Genomic DNA, 11,631 nt, shown 5'->3' on the forward strand with positions numbered 1-11,631 from the left:
TAACCCTCGCGCCGCCCCGGCGAGGTGTGCGGCGGGAGACGGTAGCACTTCCTTGACGGTGCGCCGGCCGCCCATCGAATTGGGGGCATGTGTCCGATGGTGCGCGGGCGCGGCGGCCCCTAGTGTCTTGCCGGGGGTGCCACCCGGCTCGATCGGGCGTGCCGCCATGTCGGAATCAGCGAAAGATTTTGCCGCACAGCACCGGTCGGGCGGAGCAGCGGTGATCTCCCGGAGAAAGAGGACTTCCCCATGCATCAGACCAGCCGTCGGCCGGGCACACGACGGGCAGCGACGATCATGGCGGCGGTCGCGGCGCTCGCGCTCATCGCGGGCTGCTCCGACACTTCGAGTTCGTCCGGCCCGACCACGGTCAAGGGATCACCGGCCGTCACCACCGGCGCGGTCGCGCAGACCACCACATCCGCCGCGAATCCCGGCGCGGCACAACCGGGCGGAGCACAGCCCGGCGGAGCGCAACCGGGCGGCGGTGGTGGTGCGCCCCAAGCCCAACCGCAGGCGCCGGGAGCCGCGCCGATCGACGAACCGGGGCCCGCACCCGAGCCGACCACCCCATTGGGCACCGACCACTACGTGAAGTGCACCGACAAGATCAACTACGCCGGTGACCCCCGCTCCAACGCCGAGATCAACCTCGAGGGCGAACGCCACGGCGGCGACTGCCCCGCCCCGATCGTCCCGACCACGACGGTGGCCACCACCCCCTCCACGACAACCGTTGCGCCCCCGGCAGATCCGACCACCACGAGCCCGGCAACCAACCCGGCCACCACCGCACCCGTGACAACGGTCCCGGAAGCCACCTCCCCCGCAACCACCAGCGCGGCAAAGTAAGTGCGGCGGCTGCCCGCGCCGCCGCCCGTGGGGATTCGGTTAGACCTCCAGCTCCTCCTCGATGCCCTTGAGGCGGTGCCGTGCCATGGCGAGATTGGCGCGGCCCCGGTCGAGGGCGAGGTAGAGGAACAGGCCCTTGGACTTTCGGCCCGTCATCGGCCGGATGATGTGGTACTGGTTGCCGAGGGTGATGAGAATGTCCTCGATCTCCTCATTGATCCCCAGCTGATCGATGGTGCGCATCTTGGCGCGCACCACCTCGGTATTGCCGGCGGCGGCGACCTGCAGATCCAGCGCCTTGGAACTGCCGAGCAGGCCGAGCGCCATACCGCTGTTGTAGTCGACGACGGCGGCGCCGATCGCGCCGTCGATCACCATCATGTCCTTCAGTGCGATATCCATGTTGGACATGGCCTTTCCTTTCAATCGGTGTTCTTCTTCGGGGTGCGCTTGACGTTGTTCGCCAGAGCGGTGAGTTCTTCGGCTATGGCCCGTGCCACCGGACGCGATTCCAGGTGCAGGCGGCCCACATTCACCTCCGGGCCCGCCAGCACGGTCAGCGAGGCCGTCCAACCGGCCGCGTAGATCACCACGTAACCGCCGGAGCCGTGCACCACGACCTCGTGGAAGCCGCCCCCATGCGCGGTGGTGGCCAGCCGGTGCGAGAGCGACAGCTGGGAGGCGGTGAGCGCGGCCATGCCGGTGGGTTCGATATGCGGCGGCAGATCGTGTGCGATGAGCAGCCCGTCGGTGGAGGCCACCAGGGCGCCGGTCAGTCGGGGGATGCTGTCCCGCAACGACTTCAGCTGTGCCAGCAGCACGGTGTTCGGTTCGGGTCGCGAGATCGCCACCTTCGTCATCCTTCTTCCCATCATTTCGCCGAGCCGCCTCCTGCGCGCGGTCACACCAGCTCCTCCAAGGCCGCCTCCCACTCCGTCCGCCGGGTACCCTGCGTTCGCTCGAACGCGGCTTCCGCACGGTCATGCCAGCTCCTCCAGTGCCGCCCGCACCCGGACCAGCACCTCACGGTCGATGGGTTTCCACCGTTCCGACACGGGAGTCGTTGTGCCGGAACGTGTTCGGCGGCGGGGAAGTTGAGACGGCTGCGACACCGACAGCGGCGCACGATCCGGCGCGGCCGACCCGGGATCGGGTTCGCGGGCCGCCGCCGGCTGCGGTGAACTCCGCGCCGGCACGATCAATGCCAGATTCCGGGGCGCGGCGGCGTGCGGTTCGGCCGCGTGCCGCGGGACCGATATCGGCCTGGGCGGTTCGATCAAACCCGCCTCGGTGAGTTCACGAACGGCGGTGAGACAGCCGAAGGTGGTGCGGCCCAAGTCATTCGCGATGGTGGTGATGCTGCGGCGGGCGTCGGCGGCGGCGAGCATTTCGGCCTGGCCGCCGGTGAGGACCACCCGGCGGCGTGGAATACGACGGGCCGGGACCACGGGGACGCGGTCGACCAGCGTCACCGGCCAGGGCCCGGACTCGGGATCGCCACGGCGCGCGCACTCTTCGACGAGCGTGGGCGGGGCGATCCGGCAGATGGGCGCCAGCCAATGCGGCGGCGCGGGATGGAATTCGGGGATGGTCGGCGCGGCCAGCAGGAAGTACGCGGCATCGAAAACCGAGAGCAGCGCCAGGGTTTCGAGCTGCGGCCGGTGCAGCAGCGGACCCAGATCTCCGGCCTCGGCCCGCTGCCACTCCTCGGGGGTCGCCACACCCGCCTCGACCACCAGTCGATCGAGTCCAGTAGTCCGGCGGCAATCGGCGCGGGCGATCGTACCCTCGGTGAGATGGATTGCGCCATCGCCCGCGTGCAGTACGCCGGTGGAGCCCTCCGCCGCCAATCTCCGCAATTCACTTGCGAGTTCAGCGTTCATGACCGCCCTCGGTGAATTCGGCCAGAATTCCGCGTAGCCGGAATCGGGCCATACCGAGATTTCCGGTTTCGTCATCGAAGAGCACATGAACGAAGAGGCGACCGTCGAAGTCCCCCTTGACGAGATTCATCAGGTGATACCCGCGGGTGCCGCAGACGATGATCTCGGAGATGTCGTCATCGTCGCGGCCACCGGCCAGCGCCGGGCAGCCGAGCACCGCGCGCACCACATCGGTGCTTGCCGCGGCGTCCTCGTGCTGATCGAGGGGGTCCTGCCGCCCCGCCCCCGCTACCGCGAGCCCACTTGCGCCATCCACCAGCGTCACACTGCGCGCACCCGGAATATCCATGATGCGCTGCAGGCAGCCGTCTATACCGATCACTGCGCCACCGCTTTGTCAGATAACCCTATTCGAGTTCCAGACGCTACACATGCGCGGAGACGCCCGCACCCCGAATGCGCGATAATCAAGGCCCCCCAAAGCATTCCCCCAGTAAACCCTCTAAGAATACCTTCCGGTACTCAATACCCGCTGGTATCAACAACATTCGAAATGCAATATTCACTCGAATTGTTTGCTGAAAACACCCTCCCAGCAAACCCGATGCTGACCGTTAGCCAACCCACCTACCGACCGGCAGAGCATCCCGCGAGTGTGCACTCATGGCGGCGAAATCGGACAGAATTCCGCCGCCATGAGTGCACACTCGCCGGGGGGCTGGTCAGTTGTCGGGGACGGGGCCGTCGTTGAGGCCGGCGTCGGCCAGGTCTCGGTGCTCGGGGAGCAATGGGGCGACGGCGAAGACGGCGGCCGAGGCATCGGCGGGAAGGGCCTCCACGGCGCGAACTCCCGGGTGGGCGGCTATATTTCGGAGCTCCGCCAGGGTGCCGTACACCACCAGGCCCACCAGACAGGGGCAGTTGGCGCGCAGGCGGGCGGCGACCACCGCATTCGTGCGGACACCGCGATCGTCGTACGCGTGCGCCGCACCGACCGCGGCGGCGGCCGACCGCTGCGAAGCCACCGCGACGGCTTCGCCCGCGGGAAGCGGGATATCGACCACCGGCGTCGCCACCCGGTCGATCGCCACGTGGTAAACCGCATCCGAGATACGCAGGCCGCCACTGTATTCCGGAAGGTGATCGGCCGAAATGCCTGCGGTGAACGAGATCAGCGCCCAATGCCCGGCACTGTCGTTGCCTCGCAAGCTGTCCTGCGCCCGCGCCAGATACTCGGCCACCGGCTCACTGTTCTCCGGTCCCAGCCGATCGGTGGAGATCATCGAAGCTCGCGGCGGAATCGCCCACCCCAGCACCAGAATCAGAATCACCAGCAGCGCCGCGACCGACCAGCCGAGAATCCGCTTGGCCCGAGGATCACGTGTGAAGGCGGCTACCGCCCGACCGACCCGCACGCGATCCTCCTTGCATCGGGACTCGACCTCACCCCATCATCCCGGCACGCCGACAGGTTCGGGCACGCGACCGTGCATGACCGTGTACCGAATTCAGTGTGCGCGAAGCACATCCAGGGCGTGCTCGAGATCGGCGGGGTATTCACTGGTGATCTCGATCCAGCGGCCGTCAGCGGGATGGTTGAAGCCGAGTTGGCGGGCGTGCAGCCATTGGCGTTCCAGGCCGAGGCGTTCGGCCAGGCGGGGGTCCGCGCCATAGGTGAGGTCACCGCAGCAGGGGTGGCGGACCGCCGAGAAGTGCACGCGAATCTGGTGTGTGCGACCGGTTTCCAGGTGGATATCCAGCAGGCTCGCGGCCTGGAACGCCTCGACCGTGTCGTAGTGGGTGACGCTGGGGCGGCCGTCGGCGGTGACGGCGAACTTCCAGTCGTTACCGCGCGCCCGGCCGATGGGGGCATCGATGGTGCCGCTGCTCGGATCCGGGTGCCCTTGCACCAGAGCGTGATAGCGCTTGTCCACGGTGCGCTGTTTGAAGGCGCGCTTCAAAACCGTGTACGCGTGCTCGGACTGCGCCACCACCATGACGCCGGAGGTGCCCACATCCAGGCGATGCACAATGCCCTGGCGTTCGTGCGCGCCGGAAGTGGAGATGCGGTAACCCATGGCGGCCAGGCCACCGACCACGGTCGGTCCGGTCCAGCCGACACCGGTGTGCGCGGCCACGCCCACCGGCTTGTCCACGGCGACGATGTCATCGTCGGCGTAGAGGATCTTCATACCGTCGACCGGGGTCGCCTCGACGGTGAGTTCCCGCTTGGGCTCGGGGAATTCGACCTCGAGCCAGGAGCCCGCGTTCAACTTGTCGGACTTGCCGGCCGCCACACCGTCCAATTGGACCGAGCCGTCCTCGGCCATGGCGGCGACCGCCGTGCGCGACAGGCCCAGCAGCCGGGACAGTCCGGCATCGACACGCATACCGTCCAGTCCGTCCGGCACGGGCATACTGCGGGTTTCCCTCATACGGTCTTCTCCTCCGAGCTCTCGTCCTCCTCGTGCCGGTTCGCACGCGTGCCATCGGGTTCGAAACCGAACACCGTCAAGGCCACCAGTAACGCCGCACCGCAAACAATCGCCGAATCCGCGACATTGAAGACCGGCCACCAGCCGACCGCCACGAAATCCACCACATGCCCCTGCAGCGGGCCGGGCGCCCGGAACAACCTGTCGATCAGATTGCCCAGCGCGCCACCGAGCACCATGCCCAACCCGATCGCCCACGGCAGTGAGCGCATGGTGCGCCCGATCCGGATCACACCGATCACCACCGCCGCCGCGACCAGCGTCAGCAGCCAGGTCATCCCCGTCGCCATCGAGAACGCGGCACCCGGATTACGCACCAGCGTCAGTCGCAGCCAATCGCCGATGAGGTAGATCGGATGGCCCGGTGTCATCTTGGCAACGACGATCGTCTTGGCCAGCAGATCCAGACCCAGCAGCACCGCGGCGACAATCAGCAGCGTCCGCAGGCGAAGCGGCTGTGCGGCAGCGGGCTCGATCGCCGCGGACTCTCCAGCCGGATCGGACTCGGCGGCAGCGGGCTCGACGGTTGCCGCCGACTCGGAAGCCGCGGCCTCGGCCACCTCTTCCGGGGTGCCGAGGGGTGCGCTATCTGCTGGCGACTCATCTGTTTCGTCTGCGGCGGATTCGCGCGGCCGGTCGGTACTCACCCCTGACATCATTCCCTATGGCCATCGAGTGACCGTCGACCGGACGCCGCGCCCGCATCCCAAGCTGATTATCAGGAAGTGGCCGTAACCTGTTCGACGTGACGGTGTTGTCTTCATCCCCCAGCTCGGCGAACGCCACCGCACGCTGTACCGGTTCCCCCGGCCGAGCCCGGCAAGGACAGCGCGCCACACGATCCGGCGTCCTACTGCTGGTCCTGGCGGTCACCCTGTCGGCCTTCGGTGTCGGCTGCGGCGACCACTCCGAGGCCACCGCGGAGACCGACAGTACGGAGCCGGTCGGCCTCGGCAAAGAGGTCACCATGCCCATCGAGGCGGTGACCACCACCGTGCTCGATCCCGGCACCGAACCGCGTGCCACGCTGCGCCCGGTGCTGGAACCCGACTCCGCCCAGCAGGTCACGCTGCGCACCGACCATCACATCGAACAGCAGATCGGCACGCAGGCGATCCGCGATATCTCACCGCCCGCCGTGACGATTCCGCTCACCGCGCGGGCCGGCACCGACGGGGTGGAGCTCACCCTCGGCACCGTCACCTCCCCCGATCCCGCATTGGCCAAGGCACTCCTGCCCGCCGACGGATCGCACGCCGGATTCGATATCAGTGAGCTCGGCGCTATCACCGCGCTACGGCTCACGCCCAAGCCCGCCACGCCCGATGTCGCCCGCGCGGCATTGGAGCAGGCGTTCTATCAAGCCGTCTACCAATCCATCGCGTTCCCGGACGATCCCGTCGGCGAGGGCGCGGTATGGACGGTGCGGCAACAGGTCTCCGGCGGTGTGCCACTGGAACAGGTGACCACCGCGACGCTCACGCATCGCGACGGCAATCTGCTCACCATCGCACTCGATGTGACCCAGACCCCGAAATCCACCGTATGGCATCTGCCCAATGAGGCCGGACAGTTGGAGATCATGGACTACCTCATGCACGGCACCGGGGTGATCACCGTGGATCTCGGTCTGCCACTGCCCGTTTCGGGCTCGGTCGAGGTCGGCGGGATTCAGAGCTACCGCGATCCGAACAGCGCGGTCACGCTGCGCCAGACCCTGCGCACCCAGGTGCAGTGGGGGGCCTGACACGCGCGCCGCGGACCCGGACCGCGCGCCGAACCGGACCGGGCATGCATGATGTCGCCGTGACCGCATCCTGCACCACCGCATACCGGCCACGCGGGCGGACCGCGACCGCCGCGCTGCTCGGCATCACCGCATTGGCGCTATCCGCCTGCGGCTCGCACGATTCCGCGCCCGCACTGCCGACCCTGGGTGCCCCGGTGCAGCCCAAGACACAGGACGGCGCACCGGTGCCGGATGTGACGGCGCTGCGAAACAACCTGCTCGACGCCTCGCAATTGCCGAGCGGATACACCTCCCTCGGTGATCCGCCGACGGGCAGCACCACCGGGGCGGGGGCCAACACCACGCCGCCACAGTGCGCGAAAGTACTCGCCCCCATTGCCGAACAAGCCACCAATGCCGCCACCCGGGCTGCCGCGCAATACGGCGGACCGGATTTCGACAGCATCGATATCGACGCCGCGGCGTACGCGAACGGCGGAGCGGCGCAGGCATTCTCGACGGTGCAGGCGCTGCTGCGCGACTGTGCGAATTACTCCAGCACCGATCCCGATGGAACCAAGGTCGAGTATCAGGTCGGCGGACTGGAGCAGCCCAGCTCCGGGGACGCCTCATTCGCGTTCCGGGTACACACCACCAGCCAGGGCCTGACCCTGTACTCGGCGGTGACCGTGACCCAGGTCGGCTCCACAGTGGTGCAGTTCTCCATGTCGGGCGCGAGAGAACCCGACTCGCAACAACTCACCGCACTGACCGCGGCACAGGTGCGGAAGCTGCGGGGCACCACAGGGCCTTAGCCGGCATCGAATACCGGAAACAGATTCCGCCCCCGCTGTTGCAGCGGGGGCGGAATTTTCTACTTCCAGCCGGTCACATTGATCGGTCCCGGACTCCACAGTCCCGAATGGGTTTCGGGGGTGATCACCGGGCGCGCCGGGATGGCGGTGTCATCGATGCGCGAGAACTGTTGCAGCTCACCCCAATCGCGTCGCCAATCCTTGTTCAGGTAGGTGGCGAGGGTGTGCGGGCGCAGCAGCATGGTGCTCCAGCCGAGCGGGCCGCCGCTGTCGTGGTTCTCCCACAGATTCGTGTCATGCGCGCCACCGCGGTCGGGCAGGATCCGGTAGCCGGGCACCCCCGCGACAATGCCATAGCGGTGGTCGAAGGGCCGCTGGCACGGGAATTGCAGGCCCACCGCCCAATCCAGCAGTACCGGCTGTTCCGAGCCGACGACATCCTGCAGCGCCCTGGTCTGCGGGACGCGCGGCGGGGTCAGTGCGACCCACTGCCTACCGTCCTGATCACGATCGGTGGCGACCAGGCGAATCACGGTGGCATCGGCCGGGATATCGGTGAACGGCACCCGCAGATTGCGCCAGGTCGGCGTCGGGCCGATATCGATGGGCGTGACCCGGCCCCGCGGATCCACCTGACCGGCGGAATCGGCTGTGCCGTACTCGATTTCGACGGACTGGCCGGGAGCGACCACACCGTACTGATCGACCGATCGAATACGTCCGGCCGCCGCGACGGCGATAAGGCCGTCCCTATCCTTCGCCGCGGGCAGCCGATACCAGCCCGTGGTGAGGGAGGCGATGGACTCGCTCGTCCCGTTGCTGCCGAGCACCGGCACCTTTGCCTGATCCAGGCCGAATGGCAGTGCGGTGGTGGTGGTTCCGGATTCGCTACTACCGGACTTGCTGTTCAGCGTGGTGGTGATGGCACTGGTGTCCACCTCGTCATCGGCCCGCATATCGGTGGCCACACCGCCGACGGTGAAACCCTTCACCTCGGCGTTGAAGGTGCTGAACGCATCACCGGTCAATGGCGTCAGCAGGCCCTGGTTGGGATCGGTCTCCACCAGCACATCACGCGCCAAACCACACGGCTCACCCATGACCGCGTCCATATTGGAGCGCGCCAGCGAGAACGCCGGATACTGGGCGACGGTCGACTTGGCGAACGAGGCCACCTCGAACACGACCATGAACGCGGCCGCGACCGTCAGCGGCGAGAGCGCCGCCACCCGCCAGGCACGCGGTGAAACACGGTGCGGGGCAATGGGTTCGGGTGCACGCACATGCCAGAAACCGGCCAGCGCCAGCAATAGCAGCGCGACCAGCAGCAGCAGTTTGTTCACGCCGATGCCCGCGACCACCGGCATCTTGTCATTCCACGAGATGCCCCAATTCGAGACGTACCACCAGCCGTTCATGCTGGAGAAGGTCAGCGCCAGCATGAATGCCACCACGGCGGCGAAGAGCGCGCGATTGCGCGGCGACCGCATTACCTTGGGGCCCAAGGCAACTGCCGCGATCACCGCGATCACGCCCGCCAGCCCGGCGTAGATGCCGTTGTGGTGCGTCCACTTGGTCGGCGTGGTCATCATCAGCAGCATGACGCCGACCGTGGTGCCGAGCACGCGGCGGGCCGGACCCGACGCGATGGTCGGAATCCGACCACCCTTGCGCAGCAACACGAACGCGCACGCCGCCATGCCCAGCCACAACATGAACATGCCGAAGCGGCGGGCCACCGAACCGTCGATCGAGACCATGAAAAGGTACTGGTAGCGCAGATATTCGTCCGGCCACTTCACATTCGGGCCGACAATGCCGTGCACGCGGCTCATCTCGAACATGGCCGCGAGGGTCTCCACGCCGAACATGGCAACCAGCACCACGGTGCCGGCGGCGACCAGCGGGGTGGCCAGGGTGAGATAGGCGACGAAGCGGGTGCGCAGGACGGTCCGGAACTTCGCGCCCTCGGGCACCGGCTTGCTCAGCGCGGCCGCCCGCGAATCCAGCACTCGCCACATCGGGCGGATACCGGCCAGCAGTGGGGCGAAGCAGATGAGACCCGACGGGCCGACGGTACAGCTGAACGCGCCGATCATGATCGCGATGCCGTAAGGCAGCAGTCGACGCGTGGCGATCGCTCGCTCCACCGAGACCCAGGTCAGCAGGACACCCAGGGCGACCATGGCCTCCGGGCGCAAGCCGTTGTTGTACGGCAACCAGACCACTAGGAAGCCGAGCGCGCCGGTCCACACCGCGACCCGATTGCGGCGAATCCGCGCACCCAGGCGTGGAATCACTTCACGGCTGATCACCAGCCAGCAGATGAAACCGGCCAGCAGTGCGGGCAATCGCACGAACGGGCTCGCCACGCTGATCTCCGCGAGACGGCCGATCAGGTCGTAATACGGTGTGCCGACCGGGTTTTCGGGGACACCGAAGTACGCGAAGTAGTTGGCCATATAGCCCGCGTGAATCGAGGTGCGGCCCATACCGAACTGGTAGCCGTCATCGGAGGTGGTGGAGCCGATGAAATGCCATAGCAGCAGCGTGCCCAGCACCATCGCGTCCACCACTGAGAACGTCCACCAGCGCTGCGGCAGGAAACGACGGGCGCGGCGGCCGTCCAGGCGATCGAGGCGGTAGAGGGCGAACAGCGCGATCAGGGTGGCCAGCACCGCGGTCCACAGCGCGATGCGCTTGACCTGGGACGGATGCGCGGAGAAGCGGCTGTCGACCTTCGCGGTGGCGGTGACGCCGTCCGGGCTCGGCAGCTCGGTGAAGAATCCGACCAACTGCGGACGGTAGTCACCCTCGAGCGTGACCGGCGTCACCGACGAGCCCGCGAGAGTGGCTGTGGCCTTGGTCATTTCGGTGTGCACGGTGAGCACACAGCCCGCCGGGAGCTGGTCCAGCGGGACGCTCACCAGGGCCTGATCCTGCAGTACCGCTTCGAATTTGCCCGGCGTGACCGACCCGTCCGCACCGGTTGTGGTGGCTGTCACGCGCGCGGCGAAACCGTATCGATCCCGATTCGGTGCGCCATTCGGGCCGGTCGCGATCAGCGTCCCACCGTGCGAATCGAATTGCGCCGCCGCCGCGCACGGGACGGTCGCGTCGAAGGCCAATGGCGCGTACGAGATCAGCGGCGCCTCCACGCTCTTCGCCGAATCACCCTGCGGCCATGAGAGTGTCGCGGCATCGATACGCACCGGCAGCAATGGCACCGCGATCGCCGCCAGTACCGCGATCAACCCCGCGATCAACGCGACGGGCCGCTCCCATCCCCCGTATCTTCCTCGATCGGTGTCGGGCCCAGCTCGTCCGGCGGAATCCTGCCCCGCCTTCTCCATCACGTCGGTCACGATCGCCGATATTAAGGGGCAATCCTGATATCCCGCTCCCGAGTCACCGCCCACCACCCCCGAACACCCGCTCCCGCCGCCCCGGATCAGCGAGCACATCCCGCACGAATACCCCGATATCCCCCTCCCCTCCGCCACCCCGATACCACGTCTCGAACAAGACCTCCGCCCCGATAACCAGCGCAAACCGGGCAAACCCAGCACTCAACTCCCACTCGGCGACAACCCCCGCCCCCACCCCGATCACGGTCTCCCCCACCCGCAATACCAACCCGGCCGAATCCCGATAAAACACGGCCCCCACCCCACCCAACTCCCCGAACACGCCCCCGAACGCAACACCCACCTCCGGCGGCACCGCCCCCACACCCAAAACCCCCGACACCAAATCCAACTCCCCAACCTCCCCGAACCCACTCAACGACCGCACCAACACCCGCCCCCGCCCAGCACCGAACCCACGACCCACCCCAACCCGCGGAAACCCCGCCC

Annotated in this window: 12 protein-coding genes; 3 read left to right on the top strand and 9 right to left on the bottom strand. The window is 67.5% G+C overall.

Annotation, left to right across the window (positions count from 1 at the left end):
• Positions 1-249 precede the first annotated feature (249 nt).
• Complete coding sequence (locus GFY24_RS21980) at positions 250-852, top strand: hypothetical protein (protein WP_153806920.1); 603 nt, start codon at positions 250-252, stop codon at positions 850-852.
• 39 nt (positions 853-891) lie between these two features.
• Here GFY24_RS21980 and GFY24_RS21985 read toward each other — a convergent pair whose 3' ends face one another.
• The 7 genes from GFY24_RS21985 to lspA form a co-directional block, all read right to left on the bottom strand.
• On the bottom strand, positions 892-1,263 hold the full coding sequence (locus GFY24_RS21985) for a hypothetical protein (RefSeq protein WP_153806921.1): 372 nt from the start codon (positions 1,261-1,263) through the stop codon (positions 892-894).
• An 11-nt stretch (positions 1,264-1,274) separates the two neighbouring features.
• On the bottom strand, positions 1,275-1,712 hold the full coding sequence (locus tag GFY24_RS21990; protein ID WP_228566527.1) for a roadblock/LC7 domain-containing protein: 438 nt from the start codon (positions 1,710-1,712) through the stop codon (positions 1,275-1,277).
• 120 nt (positions 1,713-1,832) lie between these two features.
• Positions 1,833-2,735, bottom strand: a complete 903-nt coding sequence (locus GFY24_RS21995) for a hypothetical protein (protein ID WP_153806922.1) — start codon at positions 2,733-2,735, stop codon at positions 1,833-1,835.
• On the bottom strand, positions 2,725-3,117 hold the full coding sequence (locus GFY24_RS22000; RefSeq protein ID WP_309231161.1) for a hypothetical protein: 393 nt from the start codon (positions 3,115-3,117) through the stop codon (positions 2,725-2,727). The genes GFY24_RS21995 and GFY24_RS22000 overlap by 11 nt, the downstream gene beginning before the upstream one ends.
• Positions 3,118-3,457: 340 nt before the next feature.
• The gene (locus GFY24_RS22005) at positions 3,458-4,150 is read right to left on the bottom strand and encodes a hypothetical protein (protein ID WP_309231162.1); all 693 of its coding nucleotides are present in this window, start codon (positions 4,148-4,150) and stop codon (positions 3,458-3,460) included.
• A 93-nt stretch (positions 4,151-4,243) separates the two neighbouring features.
• On the bottom strand, positions 4,244-5,170 hold the full coding sequence (locus GFY24_RS22010; protein WP_153806923.1) for an RluA family pseudouridine synthase: 927 nt from the start codon (positions 5,168-5,170) through the stop codon (positions 4,244-4,246).
• Positions 5,167-5,886: a signal peptidase II gene (gene lspA, locus GFY24_RS22015; protein ID WP_228566550.1), complete on the bottom strand. Its 720-nt coding sequence runs from the start codon at positions 5,884-5,886 to the stop codon at positions 5,167-5,169. The genes GFY24_RS22010 and lspA overlap by 4 nt, the downstream gene beginning before the upstream one ends.
• Positions 5,887-6,083: 197 nt before the next feature.
• On the opposite strand from lspA, the gene GFY24_RS22020 reads away from it, so the two are divergent.
• Together GFY24_RS22020 and GFY24_RS22025 are read left to right on the top strand one after the other, a co-directional pair.
• Positions 6,084-6,977, top strand: coding sequence for a hypothetical protein (locus GFY24_RS22020; RefSeq protein ID WP_153806988.1), 894 nt, complete (start codon positions 6,084-6,086; stop codon positions 6,975-6,977).
• A 59-nt stretch (positions 6,978-7,036) separates the two neighbouring features.
• Positions 7,037-7,774: a hypothetical protein gene (locus GFY24_RS22025; RefSeq protein ID WP_153806925.1), complete on the top strand. Its 738-nt coding sequence runs from the start codon at positions 7,037-7,039 to the stop codon at positions 7,772-7,774.
• 59 nt (positions 7,775-7,833) lie between these two features.
• Here GFY24_RS22025 and GFY24_RS22030 read toward each other — a convergent pair whose 3' ends face one another.
• Positions 7,834-11,127: an arabinosyltransferase domain-containing protein gene (locus GFY24_RS22030; RefSeq protein ID WP_153806989.1), complete on the bottom strand. Its 3,294-nt coding sequence runs from the start codon at positions 11,125-11,127 to the stop codon at positions 7,834-7,836.
• Between the two features lie 55 nt (positions 11,128-11,182).
• Positions 11,183-11,631, bottom strand: a 449-nt coding sequence (locus GFY24_RS22035; RefSeq protein WP_228566528.1) for a hypothetical protein, incomplete at its 5' end; no start/stop codon positions are given.

Source organism: Nocardia sp. SYP-A9097, assembly GCF_009649815.1.
Classification (GTDB): Bacteria; Actinomycetota; Actinomycetes; order Mycobacteriales; family Mycobacteriaceae; genus Nocardia.